General features: G+C 29.9%; 10 protein-coding genes. 2 read left to right on the top strand and 8 right to left on the bottom strand.

Annotation, left to right across the window (positions count from 1 at the left end):
- Nucleotides 1-123: 123 nt before the first annotated feature.
- From BEE63_RS15945 to BEE63_RS15910, 8 genes are all read right to left on the bottom strand, one after another.
- Nucleotides 124-2,214 (bottom strand): glutamine synthetase III, encoded by a 2,091-nt coding sequence (locus BEE63_RS15945; RefSeq protein ID WP_066022315.1) that lies wholly within the window; start codon nt 2,212-2,214, stop codon nt 124-126.
- 326 nt (nt 2,215-2,540) lie between these two features.
- Complete coding sequence (locus BEE63_RS15940; protein ID WP_081312579.1) at nt 2,541-4,094, bottom strand: ammonium transporter; 1,554 nt, start codon at nt 4,092-4,094, stop codon at nt 2,541-2,543.
- 307 nt (nt 4,095-4,401) lie between these two features.
- Nucleotides 4,402-4,593 (bottom strand): PspC domain-containing protein, encoded by a 192-nt coding sequence (locus BEE63_RS15935; protein ID WP_066022314.1) that lies wholly within the window; start codon nt 4,591-4,593, stop codon nt 4,402-4,404.
- Nucleotides 4,594-4,754: 161 nt separating this feature from the next.
- Nucleotides 4,755-8,186, bottom strand: coding sequence for a pyruvate carboxylase (locus BEE63_RS15930; protein WP_175400895.1), 3,432 nt, complete (start codon nt 8,184-8,186; stop codon nt 4,755-4,757).
- Between the two features lie 337 nt (nt 8,187-8,523).
- A complete protein-coding gene (locus tag BEE63_RS15925) occupies nt 8,524-9,501 on the bottom strand; it encodes an ABC transporter permease (RefSeq protein ID WP_066022312.1) in 978 nt (325 codons plus the stop codon).
- Nucleotides 9,502-9,514: 13 nt separating this feature from the next.
- A complete protein-coding gene (locus BEE63_RS15920) occupies nt 9,515-10,252 on the bottom strand; it encodes an ABC transporter permease (protein ID WP_066022311.1) in 738 nt (245 codons plus the stop codon).
- An 11-nt stretch (nt 10,253-10,263) separates the two neighbouring features.
- Nucleotides 10,264-11,196, bottom strand: a complete 933-nt coding sequence (locus BEE63_RS15915) for an ABC transporter ATP-binding protein (protein ID WP_066022310.1) — start codon at nt 11,194-11,196, stop codon at nt 10,264-10,266.
- A 29-nt stretch (nt 11,197-11,225) separates the two neighbouring features.
- Nucleotides 11,226-12,155: an ACP S-malonyltransferase gene (locus BEE63_RS15910; RefSeq protein ID WP_066022309.1), complete on the bottom strand. Its 930-nt coding sequence runs from the start codon at nt 12,153-12,155 to the stop codon at nt 11,226-11,228.
- Between the two features lie 492 nt (nt 12,156-12,647).
- Here BEE63_RS15910 and BEE63_RS15905 point away from each other — a divergent pair, with 492 nt between their 5' ends.
- Together BEE63_RS15905 and BEE63_RS15900 are read left to right on the top strand one after the other, a co-directional pair.
- Nucleotides 12,648-13,355, top strand: coding sequence for an ABC transporter ATP-binding protein (locus tag BEE63_RS15905; RefSeq protein ID WP_066022308.1), 708 nt, complete (start codon nt 12,648-12,650; stop codon nt 13,353-13,355).
- Complete coding sequence (locus tag BEE63_RS15900; RefSeq protein WP_066022307.1) at nt 13,355-15,694, top strand: ABC transporter permease; 2,340 nt, start codon at nt 13,355-13,357, stop codon at nt 15,692-15,694. Before BEE63_RS15905 ends, BEE63_RS15900 begins: the two co-directional genes overlap by 1 nt.
- Nucleotides 15,695-16,225: the final 531 nt, after the last annotated feature.

Raw genomic sequence — 16,225 nt, 5'->3', positions numbered from 1 at the left:
TATATTATATCAATCTGTAATTTTTTTCAATAACATTATTGATGCAAAAAAATTAAATTTATCATTATAAAAACCACCTCAAAATTGAATTGAGGTGGTTTAATGAATTTACAAGTATAAAATTTATACGTTAAATAACAAATCTGAATAAGTTGGGAAAGGCCATGCTTTCTTATCAACTAATACTTCAAGAGCATCTGCAGTTTCTCTTAAAGCTGACATTTTTTCAAACACATCAAATTTATAAGCATATGCTTGGTCATAAGCATCAGTAGTAGCTGCTGCTTTATCAGTAGCTGCTTTAAGATCAGCAAGTTCTTTATTAAGTTTTGCTGTAAGTGCTGAAATTTTAGTAATAAGCTCAGTTTCAACAGAAACGTCTGCTGATGGTACTGCTGCTTTAATAGCATTTAATGAATTAGCTAACTTAGCTGTATATTTAATAACTGCTGGTAATATCTTCTTTGCAGTCATATCTACCATTGTTAAAGCTTCTATATTTATTGTTTTTGCATAGTTTTCAAGAGTAACTTCATAACGCGATTCTAATTCTGTCTTAGTTAAAACTCCAAATTTTTCAAATGCAGCAACATTCTTATCAGTTATTAATGCTTTAGTTGCTTCTACAGTTGTCTTAACATTTGGAAGTCCTCTCTTTTGGGCTTCTGCAACCCATTCATCAGAATATCCATTTCCATTGAATACAACTTTCTTGTGATCTTTTACTGTTTCTGTAAGAACCTTAGCAACTTCTGCATCTACATCACTAGCTTTTTCAAGCCTGTCTGCGATTTCAGATAAAACATTCGCTAAAATTACATTTAATATAGTATTAGGCTCTGCTACAGATTTTGAAGAAGGTGGCATTCTGAATTCAAATTTATTTCCAGTAAATGCAAATGGTGATGTTCTATTTCTATCAGTTGCATCTTTTATTACTGTAGGTATTGTAGAAATAGCTAAATCTAATTTTGATTTTCCTTTAGAGCTTGTTGCTGCTCCCTTTTCTAATTGTTCAAGAACATCTTCAAGCTGATCTCCAACGAATATTGATATTATAGCCGGTGGTGCTTCATTTGCACCTAAACGATGATCATTTCCTGCATTTGAAGCAGAAAATCTAAGTAAATCAGCATACTCATCAACAGCCTTTATAGCTGCTGTAAAGAACAATAAAAATTGCTTATTATCATGAGGAGTATCACCTGGATCAAAAAGATTCAATCCATCATCTGTACAAACTGACCAGTTATTGTGTTTTCCTGAACCATTAATTCCTGCAAATGGTTTTTCATGAAGTAAACATACAAGTCCATGTCTTAATGCAGTCTTCTTTAAAATTTCCATTACAAGTTGATTATTATCTGTTGCTATATTTGCACTTGTAAATATAGTAGCAAGTTCGTGCTGTGATGGAGCAACTTCGTTATGTTTTGTCTTAGCAGTTATTCCAAGACTCCATAACTGTCTATCAACATCTTTCATAAAATCCGAAATTCTTTCTTTAAGTACACCAAAATAATGGTCATCTAATTCTTGTCCCTTTGGAGCTGGTGCACCAAATAAAGTTCTACCTGTAAATATAAGATCTTCTCTCTCTTCATAAGTCTTTTTATCAACTATAAAATATTCTTGTTCAGGTCCAACATTAGGAAAAACCTTTTTAGTAGTAGTATTACCAATACATCTTAAAACACGTATAGCTTCTTTTGATAATGCATCAACCGAACGAAGAAGAGGTCCTTTTGTATCTAATATTTCTCCTGTGTAAGAACAGAAAACTGTAGGAATGCAAAGTGTACCATCTTTTACAAATGCAGGTGAAGTACAATCCCATATAGTATATCCTCTAGCTGCACAAGTAGCTCTAAGACCGCCTGAAGGGAATGATGATGCATCAGGCTCTCCTTTAATCAATTCTTTTCCAGAAAATTTAAGAATTACTTTTCCTGGAGCATCTGGAGATATAAAAGAATCGTGTTTTTCTGCAGTTATACCTGTTAAAGGTTGAAACCAGTGGGTAAAGTGTGTTGCGCCCTTCTCTACAGCCCAATCCTTCATAACCTTAGCTACTTCATCAGCAATAGAAACATCAAGAGGAGCCCCCTTCTCTATAGTCTTCTTTAATGCCTTGTATGTTGGTTTAGTAAGACGATCTTTCATGACACTATCGTCAAATACATTTTCGCCAAACGTTTTATCTAATCTTTCCATTTTGAATCCCCTTTCAAAAATTATGTAATATACACTTCGTATTTACTAACAATAATATAATAATAATGCAATTATCAAAAATATGCAATATAAAATAGAATTTTTTTAATTTTTATCGTTCATCTTTTACTATTTATTTCTTGAAAACGTTTACTGTTTTTTACTTTAAATATGGTTTTACTATATTTAAAAATGTTGCTTCGGTTTTAATATCATTTTTACGCTATTTTTGATAATATGATAAAAAAGTTACATCAATTTTATTAAATTAAATGTAACTTTTTTACAGTATGCTTTTAGGACTAATTAATTCTTATTTACATCCATTATATGTCAGCCTCATTCTTTAAAGATGTTTCATGCAAATTATTTAAAGTAAAATCAGGATATGCAAGCATGCCCATTTCTGGAATATCAAGTCCCTTTATCTCATCTTCTGGTTTAACCCTTATTCCAACTAACTTATTAGTTATCTTCCAGAATATGAAAGATGAACCGAAGCCCCATATTATTAATGTTACTACAGCTACAAGTTGTGCTCCCAATTGACTTGGATCACCATAGAATAGTCCTTTTACAGTCCCAGCAACTCCATTTAATCCATCGCCATAAGTTCCATCAGCAAATAATCCAAGCGCAATCATACCCCAAATTCCATTTACAGCATGAACTGATACAGCACCAACAGGATCATCAATTTTAAGTTTATCCTCAACTACTTTAACTGCTACACACACAAGAACTCCTGATACTGCACCTATAAAAAATGCGGCAACACTATTTACAAATGCACACGGAGCGGTTATTGCAACAAGTCCAGCTAAAGCTCCATTACATGTCATGGCTGGATCTGGTTTTCCATATCTAATCCACATATACATCATAGCAACAAATCCGCCAACAGCTCCTGCTATCATAGTATTAACTGCAACTACTGCAAGTCTAAAGTCATCACCATTAGTGGTACTTCCTGCATTAAATACAAACCATCCAAAGAAAAGTATTATAGTTCCAATTACAGCCATAGGAATATGGTGTCCTGGAATAACATTAGCTTTTCCATCTTTTCTAAATTTACCAATACGAGGACCTATAACAATAGCACCACTTAAAGCTATAAGACCACCCATAGCATGAACAACCGAAGATCCTGCAAAATCCAAAGCACCATGTCCGAGTCCCAATGTTCTTCCTATTTGTGAAAGCCATCCACCGCCCCACATCCAGTTACCATAGAGTGGATAATATATCATTGAAATAAAAAATGAGCTTATTACAACTGCAGAATATTTAACTCTTTCGGCCATTGCTCCTGTAGGAATTGTGCATGTCGTATCCATAAACACCATTTGGAAAAAAAACAATGCAAAAATACCGACATCATAGGTAGAACCGCTAAGGAAAAATCCCTTAAGTCCAATGATATTACCAATCTCATGATTAAGAGCGGAAGTTCCACTTCCAAGACTGCTCCAGCTGCCTACGCCCCCAAACATAAATGCAAAACCACAAATATAAAAACCTATAGTCCCAACTAAAAACACCATTAAATTCATCGCCATGGTATGCATTGCATTTTTAGCTCTTACAAAACCCGTTTCCACCATTGCAAAACCAGCCTGGAAAAAAAATATTAAGCATCCTGTTAATATAACCCATGTAAAATTTATTCCAAGCTTATTTTTTCCTACCTGGTCAGCAATTTCCTTCGTTGTTGGCTTTCCTGCCTTTGCTGCTGTAATATCTGCTGATGTACCAATTTTTGTTCCTGATGGATCATTTACAGAAGCTGTACTGTCTGCAAATACCGTCACGCTAAGCATTACAGTTAATAAAGTTACCATTATAATTGCAATAGACAATTTAGATAATTTTTTCATGATTTTATCCCCCCATAAAATAATTGAAATATTCTTAAAATTGTAGATATTACATTAATAATATTACTTGCTTATTCAGAACATATACTTATACATTTTCATTATTAATATGATAGTATCCAAGTTTTACTGTAACGAAATTATCAATATACTATATATAATATCATTAATTCATTAAAAATCAATATGTTTTTTTAATAAATCAATTTGAAAATTTTGTATATCCTGTTTTAGTGCAAAATCATAAAAAAATTAGCCTTTGAAAATTCATTAAAACTTTCAAAGACTAATTTCAATTAGCAAAACGTTAAATTTCAGGATTATTAGGAATAATTAGTGCACATATTATATAGGCTAATATACCAGTTCCAAAAGCAAATACAAGAACTATCCAAATCAATCTAATTATGGTTGGATCAATATCAAAATATTCTCCTAATCCACCACATACACCGCATATTTTTTTATTGTAACTAGATAAATATAATTTCTTGTCCATAAATTCCACCATCTCCCAAATTAAAATATTGCAAATAATACAACTATTTATATGCTATATTTTATTATATCATAATAAAATCATGTAAAAAAGGAGCAATAAAACAGCTTTACTGCCCAATGCTCCTCCATTTTATATAATAATCATTATTTATAAATTAACTAATCCAACTTAACTAATAACTGTCCAGTCTGTACTTGATCGCCTTCTTTTACAAATACCCCACTTACAATTCCATCCTGGCTGGCTGTTACATTTGTCTCCATTTTCATAGCTTCTATTACCATTAAGCTTTGGCCTTCTTTAACTTTATCATCTGGCTTTACTAAAATTTTCATTACATTTCCAGGTATACTTGCTCCAACTTCCTTTTTATCATCTTCATTTGCCATAACAATCTCTTCAACGGCTTCGGCTTTATTCACACTTGATTTATCCTTAATTTTAACTTCTCTTCTATTACCGTTTACCTCAAATGCAAGGGTTCTATTACCATACTTATCTAATTCACCTATATGAAGAAGCTGAACAACCAAAGTTTTTCCCTCAGCTATCTCAAGTTCAGAAGTTTCACCCTCAGCTAAACCATGGAAAAATACATCACTGCCTATTCTGCTTAAATCACCATAGTCCTTTTTGTATTTCAAATAACTTTCAAATACTTCAGGATATAAAGCATAACTTATAACATCTTTACCATTAGGATTAATTTTACACTCTTCTTTAAGATGAGTTTTTATGCCTTCAAAATCTTCATCTGGCAAAAGTTCTCCAGGTCTGCATGTAATAGGCTCTTCACCTTTAAGAACAATTTTTTGAAGTCCTTTTGGAAATCCTCCTTTAGGTTGACCCATCATACCCTTGAAGTATGAAACAACAGAATCAGGGAAAGACATATTTTTGCCTTTTTCCACAATATTTTCAGGTGTTAAATCATTTTGAACCATAAATATAGCTAAATCTCCTACCATCTTTGAGGATGGAGTAACCTTTACTATGTCTCCAAGCATAAGATTTACTTTTCTATACATTTCCTTTACCTGTTCAAACTTATGACCTAATCCAAAGCTTTCAACCTGTGGCTTTAAATTTGAATATTGTCCCCCTGGTATCTCATATTTATATATTTCAGCAGAAACGGCCTTTAATCCAGATTCAAATTTATTATATACAGGTCTTACCGCACTCCAGTAGTCAGATATCTTTTGAAGATCACCTATACTCATCTTAGTATCTCTTTCAGTATTCTTAAGTGCTGCTACCACTGAATTAAGTGCTGGCTGGCTTGTAAGTCCTGACATACTATTGAATGCAGTATCTGCTATATCAACACCAGCATGTGCAGCCATAAGAACTGTTGCAACACCATTTCCAGTTGTATCATGCGTATGCAAATGAATAGGAATAGATATTTCATTTTTAAGTGCTCTTATAAGTTTAAGTGCTGCATAAGGTTTAAGTAATGCTGACATATCTTTTATACCGAGAATATGCGCACCTGATTTTTCTATTTTTTTAGCAAGATTTACATAATAATTTAAAGTATACTTATCTCTATTTGTATCAAGAATGTCGCCAGTATAGCACATGCAAGCCTCTGCAACTTTACCTTGATTTAATACTTCATCTATAGCAACTTCCATACCTTTAGGCCAGTTTAATGAATCAAATATTCTAAATACATCTATTCCAGATTGTGCTGATTGCTTTATAAATTCCCTTATAACATTATCAGGATAATTTTTATACCCAACTGCATTAGCCCCTCTTAGAAGCATCTGAAATAATATATTTGGTACTCTTTTTCTGAGTCTTTCAAGTCTTTCCCATGGTGATTCTTTCAAAAATCTATATGCTGTATCAAAAGTTGCTCCTCCCCACATTTCCATTGAGAACAAGTCTTTTGCAAGAGCAGATTCAGCCCTAGCTATTTTAACCATATCAACTGTTCTAAGTCTTGTTGCCATTAATGATTGATGTGCATCTCTCATAGTAGTATCTGTAAGAAGTAATTTATCCTGATCCTTTATCCAGTCTACAAGACCTTTAGGACCCTGCTCATCTAATATTTGTTTTGTTCCCCTTAAAGGTTCTTTCACTTCATATTTAGGAACTACTGGAACATCAAACTCAACCTTGTTTCCATGAGTCTCATTTACAACTTTTTCGCCTAAAAATTTAAGTACTCTTGCTTCAGTATCAATTCTAGGTGTTATCTCAAATAATTCTGGATTATTAGCTATAAAATTAGTATCACATAATCCTTTTCTAAATGTTTCATGATTTAAAACATTTATAAGAAAATCAATATTAGTTTTTACGCCTGATATGTATGTTTCTTTTATTGCACGAATAGCTTTTCTTATTGCATCCTCAAAAGTTCTAGACCACGCAGTAGATTTTACAAGTAAGCTGTCATAGTATGGACTTATTACTGCCCCTGTGAATCCATTTCCACCATCAAGTCTTATACCAAAACCAGAACCTGTTCTGTAAACATCTATTCTTCCATTGTCTGGTGCAAAACTGTTTGAAGGATCTTCTGTTGTTATCCTACATTGTATAGCATATCCGTTTAAATGTATGTCTTTTTGACTCTTAATGCCTACTTCATGCGAATCAAGTTTATAGCCCTCTGCTATTAAAATCTGGCTTTGAACTATATCTATACCAGTAACCATTTCAGTTATAGTGTGCTCAACCTGTATTCTAGGATTCATTTCAATAAAATAGTGATTTCCATGCTTATCTAGCAAAAATTCTAATGTTCCTGCACTTCTGTACCCTATTGATCTTGCTATTTTAAGAGCATCCTCACAAATTTCAAGCCTTTTTTCTTCAGAAACCGCAACTGCTGGTGTCATTTCTATTACCTTTTGATGTCTTCTCTGTACAGAGCAATCTCTTTCATATAAATGAACTATATTACCATACTTATCTCCAAGCACCTGAACTTCTATATGTTTTGGTCCTTCAATGTATTTTTCAATAAATATGTCTTCTATTCCAAAAGCCTTTTTAGCTTCACTTTTAGCACTTCTACATGCGGCTATAAGATCTTCTTCTTTTGAAACTATTCTCATGCCTCTTCCACCGCCGCCTGCTGCCGCTTTAACCATAACAGGATATCCACACTGTTTTGCAAATTCAATTGCCTGTTCATCTGTTTCTATTGGTTTTTCAACTCCAGGTATAGTTGCAACATTTGCAGCATGAGCAGCTAATTTCGAATTTATTTTATCGCCAAGTTTATCCATCATATCCCCAGTTGGCCCTATAAATTCTATACCTGCCTCAGCACATCTTCTTGAAAACTCTGCATTTTCAGATAAAAAACCATATCCAGGATGTATAGCATCTACACCTTTTTTTAGAGCTAAATCAATTATTTCATCAATATTTAAATATGCATCTATAGGTCCCCTATTTTTTCCTATTAAATAAGATTCATCTGCCTTAGTTCTAAACAAAGCTAGCTTATCTTCCTCAGAATATATGGCAACCGTCCTTATTCCAAGTTCATGACAAGCTCTAAAAACTCTTATTGCTATTTCGCCTCTGTTTGCCACTAAAACTCTCTTAAATTTTTTAATCACTTTTTTGCCCCCTTCATTAAAAATGAGATTTATTTTCACTGTTAATTATTATACAATAACAATATTATATATAAGCATAAAAATTATTTCAAATGAACTTTCATTGAAAATTATAGAAATAAAAAAAAGCCTACATATATATTATTACTTTAATACTATTATACCATTATTCTTATCAATTGAAATATGTAAGTCATTTGTTAATTCAATTGATTTTTTATCTTTTGAATTAAAATAAAAAAATAACTTCCTATGATGCTCATTTTATCATAGAAAGCCATCCTTTGCATATATTTTTGCCAAAATTGATTAAGAAATCATAATTGTTTAATTCTTATGCAAAATCTCCATTTTCATATTGTCTTTTCCCTACAAATATACTAATTGAAACAAATAATAATATTATTACAATTAAAAATATTAAGTCCCCATTATTATATTTATTAGCTAAATCAATCAATCTTTTTTGTGGCAAACACTCCCTTATTGCCCCAATTATTTTATTACTATCAACTATATTTATGATGCATCCCCCTAAAAGGCATGTAATCATAGTTACTATAGATCCCATCATTGATGCTGATGCTTTATTTTTACAAAGAGTACATATTAAAATTGAAAAACTACTACTTAATAGACCTACTAAAAATATTAATAATAAGAATAGCCCGGTACTTATTCTTAACTGTATAGATAAAATTTTTATAATTACTAATGACATTATTATACTTGGTACTGTTAAAACACATAAGCAATATACCATCTGCCCTATAATATATTCATAATAAGATATCTTCGCTATTAATACTCTTGAATAAACACTGTTTTCTCTATCCGTTAAAAAAAAGTCCATAATCATTATAGATCCAAAAAATAGGAACATAGTTAAGAAGCCTATTATTTTCCCCTGTACAGTTATATTGTCTTTATTATCTACATAAGTCTTACCTTTAATAGCCGCTTCTATTCCCTTTTTAACATCTTCCTTCCCATAACTAATTACATCGGGTTTGCTTTTCTTAAACTTTATCTCTGCTAAATAAATTCCTTTTATAAGATCTGTTTTAGTTGGTTCCTTAGATAAAAACTTTAAAGTTACTTTTTCCTTGCCTTTTACAGATTTTTTAACTCTCTCTTCCTGCTTATTATTAGCTTTTACAATGGCTATTTTACCCGTAATACTATCTGTTTGACTAAAATATATGCCAAAATAAATTACAATAGGCAATACTATAATTAACATAAATATAATAATTTTCTCTTTACTAAGTCTATATAAATTATTTTTTATTATTAACAATATATTTCTCATAAATATCTCCTTCCTATAAGTATTTTTCAGTCTTAAATGTACATTTGCAAAATGCTATAAGTATTACACCTAAAACTATATTTATTGCAATTGTTATATACAATAGGAAATTATTGTTATCATATATACTGTTTAACATTCCATCCATCACCCATTTAACAGGTGATATCTTTGCTATAGCTGCTGGTATTTTTCCTAATGACTCTAGCGAAAAGAACGCGCCTCCTAGCACACAAAAAACAGTTTGTATTGTATTAAAAATCATATTAATGGTTACATCATTATCAATAATTATACACAAAAGTACTCCCAATGCATTTGACATGAATATTAAGGTGACAAACGAGCTGAAAATTATAAATTCATTTCCGTTATAATTTATTCCAAACAAAACATTAAAAGCTGCCATAGTAAATGCTGCTCCTGCTGCACAAAATATCGTTCCACATATTATTTGTGATAAATATATACTTGTAGTTTTAATTGGAGTAAAGATCACTCTTAAATTGCCTTGTTTTATAGGCTTACCAATAAAATTATATACGCTTGCAAGTCCCGCACCTGAATATATGAAAATCATCATTCCGATTGAATAGTAGTCATATGAAGATATTCCGCTTCCAAAATTATTATAAGTTAAATAACCTATTATTAATGTTAGTACTACTGGATAAGCAAAAAATGAGAGTACCATAACTGAAGTTTTAGACATTAGTTTAAATTCAAACTTTACCATATTTAACAAACTCATGATTTCTCCCCCTAATCCCTCAAGCTTCTTCCTGTTAAATTTAAAAATACAGTTTCTAAATTTTGTTCTTCAGTAACTATATTTTTTATTTTCACTTTATGTTCCATAAGCTTTAATATTATGCTATCTAAGTTATTAGCATTTTTTAAAGTACTTACCCTTAATCCATCTTTAGCTTCTACCTTACTAACTCCTTCAATAGAATATAATATATCTGTATTTATTTCTTCTATACCCTCGCCATAAATATTATAAACAGTATTTTTTTGAATACCTTCCTTTAACTCTTCCAGAGTTCCTTCTGCTATAATTTCTCCTTTGTCAATAATAATTGCTCTATCACTTATAGCCTCTACTTCTTCCATGTAGTGAGTTGTATAAATAATAGATGTACCACCATCCCTTAATTTTTTAATAGACTCTAAAATATGATTTCTTGATTGAGGGTCTATTCCCACAGTAGGTTCATCTAAAATTAAAATTTTAGGATTATGAGCTAAAGCACATGCTATATTTAACCTTCTTTTCATACCTCCAGAATAAGTTTTAGGTAAATCCTTAGCCCTATCTAAAAGTCCAACAATTTTTAAGGCCTCTTCAGATTTTCTTTTTAAATCCTCACCCTTTAATCCATAAAAACTAGCAAAGAATTTTACATTTTCTATAGCCGATAAATTTTCAAATATAGCTAATTTTTGAGGAACTATTCCTATACTTGACTTATATTCCTTCTTATTTTTCAACACATCCTTGTCCATAAATTTTATCTGTCCTTCTGTTGCTTTAAGTGCTGTAGAAAGTATATTTATTGTAGTACTTTTTCCTGCACCATTAGGTCCTAAAAATCCTAAAATTTCTCCTTTTTTCAAAACAAACGAAATCCCTTTAACAACCTCACAATCCCCATATTTTTTTTTAAGATTGTTAACTTCTAATATATTCATTAGTTTTTTTCCCTCCTTTTTATAATCTTTTAAATATTAAATTCAACGATTTCCTGATATGTACTAAATTCATATTCTAAATTTATAACTCTAGAAATTTTAGTTAAAGCATCATTTAAACTTACTTCAACAAATTTATTTTTCCCAATTTCCCCCAACTTTAATATGGTATCCTTCCATTTCATAGAACTAGAAACATTAATCAGTAATTCCCTTTTTAAGTCCTTTTTTTCTATAATAAGTTTCTGTGTAAAAATCGACATTATTGGAATCTTAGCTTGATTGATTTCCATACCTTTTATGAAATTATACATTGATTCTATTCCTCCCAATGCATAGCTTGAATGAAATGCATAGGTTGAATTTAATTTAATAGTCTTTATTGCCCCTTGTTCTTCTGCTATCTCCATAATTTTGCATACTGCATTTTTTATTCCAGATATTACAATACAATAATCACTATTTTCACTTGCTATTTCAACATACTCTTCTAAGTTTACTTCTTCGATAATTTTACGTACATCATTATAATCAAGTCCAATAATGGTTGCCATTGCCTCTTCTTTTCTTTTAGCTTTTGTTGGATATAGGTATATATTATTTAATAAATTCAACCCTGCTTCAAATGATAATGCTTCTGCACATACCATCGCTGTAATTACTCCCATACTATATCCTACAAATACATCTGGTTTTATACCTTTCTTTATATAAGTTCTATAAACAATACAATCACAAGCATAAATTAAAATCCATTCTAAAAATTCATTATTTGTTTCACTATCTAATTCACTGTTTGCATATGACCATAAGTCTATATTTAACTCTGAATTTATAATTTCAGTATATCTCTTTAACTTTTTCAATTGTTCTTCGTTAAATAGTCTTAAAAATTTTTTATATTTCACTCCTACACCCGGAAATAAAAACACTTTTCTATCTTGTAAAAATCTATCCATCTTTTCCCCCTTCTGATTTTTTATAATTTAAATATTAGTATTGAATTTATGTGCATATATTTATATATTTTACATTTATCTTCTTTAAATAACCTTTTTTCCCATAACTGCTTTAAAATAATATTACCACTTATAGTTATTATTGTAAATGTTTAAAACTTATATATTTTGTTATTTCAATTATTTACTAAAAAAAATTAAAAGCTACTATTATGCTTTTAGTATCTTGCAATAAACTATAGCTTGTGTTATAATTCAATAAAATGCTAATTATATTATTATTATCAATACATGGTATATTTATATATATAGTGTTAATATATGGTATCTATATTTAATACCTATTTTGCTAACATAATAAATCTAATTTCTTAACTTAAAAATATCTACACAAAAGGGGGAAAAACAAAAGTCTTTATCGCTGCAAAATTAAAATTTTTTGATAGAATTTCTAATCTTAAATAAAACTTATATATGAAGGGGAGAAAATAAATGAAAAGGAACTTAATAGAGTTTAAAAATGTTGTAAAACAATACAAAGTAGGAGATGTAATTATAAATGCTGTTAATGGTGCTAATTTTTCAATACAGGAAGGTGAATTTGTAGTTATTTTAGGTGCAAGCGGTGCTGGCAAAAGTACTATTTTGAATATTCTCGGTGGAATGGATACTGCTACCTCCGGACAAGTATTAGTTAATGGCCATGATATTACAAAATTTAATGAAAAAAAATTAACAACATATCGTGGTGAAAAAGTAGGCTTTGTATTTCAGTTTTATAATTTAATTTCTAACTTAACTGCCTTAGAAAATGTTGAATTTGCCTCTGAAGTATGCAAACATCCTCTAAATGCCAAAGATATACTTAATAGTGTTGGATTAAAAGAGCGATTTAATAATTTCCCTTCGCAACTTTCCGGTGGAGAACAGCAAAGAGTTGCTATAGCTAGAGCTGCTGCAAAAAATCCTCTACTGCTACTTTGTGATGAACCAACTGGTGCTTTAGATTATGTTACAGGTAAATCAGTTTTAAAACTTCTCCAGGATTTAAATAATGAAACAAAAAAGTGTGTAGTTTTAATAACACATAACTCGGCTATTGCCCCTATGGCTGATAAAGTTATAAAAGTTAAAAGTGGCCTTATCGAAAGCATAACTGAAAATGATACAAAAAAACCTATTGAGGAGATTGAGTGGTAATGAAAGAATTATTTTTTAAATTATTAAGAGATATTAGACAATCTAAAGGGCAATTTATAGCTATTATTTTAGTCCTAGCAGTTGGAGCTTTTTTCTCTACAGGACTATCTACTGTATCTAAAAGTCTAAGAGACTATACAAATAATTATTTTAAAACTAATAATTTAAGTGACTTAAATGTATATTATAGTCAAATTTCACAAGACAAAATTAATACTTTAAAAAAAATAAAAGGTATAAATAGAATTGAAGGTCGTTATACCTTTGATGCTACCCAAATGTTTGGCACTTTAAAAACTTCTTTAACGGTGCACTCGATTCCTACAAACAATGAAATAGATAAATTAACTATTATTAAAGGAAGCACACCATCTAACAAGGACGAAATACTATTAGATTCACATTATGCTAAAGAACATAATTATCATATTGGTGATAATATTAAGCTAAATGCTAATAAGAAAAATTTTAAATTTAAAATTAGTGGTTTTTGTGAAGATGTCGAACACGCATACAATATTAAAGATCCTTCACTTGTAATTCCTGATCATAAAACTTATGGAGTAGCCTATATTTCATCAAAAAGGATACCTGAAATTTCTGGCAGCTCTTATTATAATGAATTAATAGTAGATGCTAAAGATGGTTATGATATTGATAAAATAGGTAACTCAATTGAATCAAAATCTAAAGATCTACCTTATTTATATCAGTTAAGCAAAGAAAGAACTGTCAGCTATACTGCCTTATATGGCAGTGTAAAAAGTAATGGAGTCATGGGGAAAGTTATACCATTAATTTTCTTCATAGTTGCAGCTATAACAACATTTCTTACTATATCAAGAATTGTTGATTCTCAAAGAAATCAGATAGGAATTATGAAGGCACTTGGTATAAAAAATAGCACCATCATATTACACTACATTGAATATTCTATTTTAGTTGGCATATTAGGATCTATTATAGGATCAATACTTGGCATTATAATAGTACCTCAGATTGGAAGCACTAACAATCAGTATTCTTTACCTAACTATAAAACATCTATTGATTTTATTAGTATAATTCCTACTGTACTTCTATCTATCTTTTTTGGAGTTATAGCTTCTTATTTATCTTGTATAAAAATATTAAAAGAATGTGCAGCACAGGCTATGCGTCCTAAGCCACCAAAGAAAAGCAAAAGAATATTTATAGAAAGGTTTGCATTCATTTGGAAAAGACTTTCTTATGGTAATAAAATAATTTTAAGAAATATATTTTTAACTAAGAAAAGAGCATTATGCAGTTCTATAAGCATTATTATATGTGTCATTCTTTTAATTATATCTTTTGGTTATGAAACTTCAATGAGATATGTAACTAAGCAGCTTAATGAAGTTTATAAATATGATTTAAGAATTGATTATAAATATCCAATAACTACTAACACATTAAAATTGCCTTCTAATGTAAAACGTTATTATACATTATCAGAACTTCCTGTAGAATTTATTAGCTCTGGTAATAAAAAAGATATGTCTGTAACTGTCACTAAGAAAGGCAATAATCTTATTAATATTTATAATGAAAAAAATAATAAAATTTCATTGGACAATACAGGTATAATAATACCTAAATCTTACGCTGATAAATATAAACTTTCTAAAGGTGATTCAATAAAATTGAAATTTATATCACCTGAACTTAAAGGAAAATCTGTGAACATGAAAATTTCAAAAATATCTTTACAGTATATTGGAGGGCAATCAATTTATTGTACTCCAAAATATTTGAAAAGTGTTGGCATAAAGTACAATCCAACTTCACTTTTAGTTAAAGTAAATAATTCTAGTAAGTTTTCTAAGACACATAATTTCTTCAAAAAAGAAGATTCTGTAGATAAAGTTACTGATAAAGGCGATTTAAAAAAATCAGTTGATAATAGTGTTAAAGGAAATAATCCAGCATGCATAACATTAATACTTTGTGCAATTATACTTTCAGCTGCTTCAATATTCACTATGTCATCAATAAATATTTTTGAGAGAACACGTGAACTAGCAACCTTAAAAGTACTAGGATATCAAAAAAATAAAATAAATAGACTTGTATTTATTGAAAATATAATAATAACTGTATTTTCAGTAATTATAGTTCTACCATTAAGTATTTATATTTTTAAATTGTTTACAAAAGCAATGTCAAGTGTTGATCAACTTGTTCCTGATAAACTAGACATTAGTGCAGTAGCCTTGTCAATTTTAATTACCTTCTTAGTTACAATCATATCAAATTTATTATTAAGGAAAAAAACAGCCAAAATAGACATGATAGAATCACTAAAAGGTGTAGAATAGACTTTCCCTAATCATAAAAGGAAAATAGTATTACATTAGAATTATCCAAAAACTATTTCAATGTAGGAATGTATGAAGAAAAATTTGTAAATAAAAAATAATAAGGCTTTCTGTGATAAAATTAAAATCATGGAAGGCCTTTTATTATGACAAGAAAAGATATTTATATGGTTAACTAGAATATTGACTTGACGTTTCATACATCATCATTGCCTATATGTAAGATAGCGGCATAAGATAGCAATACATTATTCATTATATCAGGAACAAAACTGTGCACATCTTTCTGCTTATTTTAAATATCGTGTTCATGAAAACACTTTTTCTTAAAACACATTCTAATCCTTCGTCTTAGCCACTTATCAAGTATTTTTACACTTATTCTCATATATATAATATATTAATAATTCGTCCATCCTACTATTGCCTGACCTATCAGCCTACCCGGGTAAGAGTGCTTACTTTCTCTACATATATCTTCTACATTTACACTGCCTGCTTCGGATAGTTTATGGCTTTGTTTAGCAAACT

The sequence above is a fragment of the Clostridium pasteurianum genome (genome assembly GCF_001705235.1).
Lineage (GTDB): Bacteria > Bacillota > Clostridia > Clostridiales > Clostridiaceae > Clostridium_S > Clostridium_S pasteurianum_A.
This window is presented reverse-complemented; position numbering and strand designations above follow the sequence as displayed.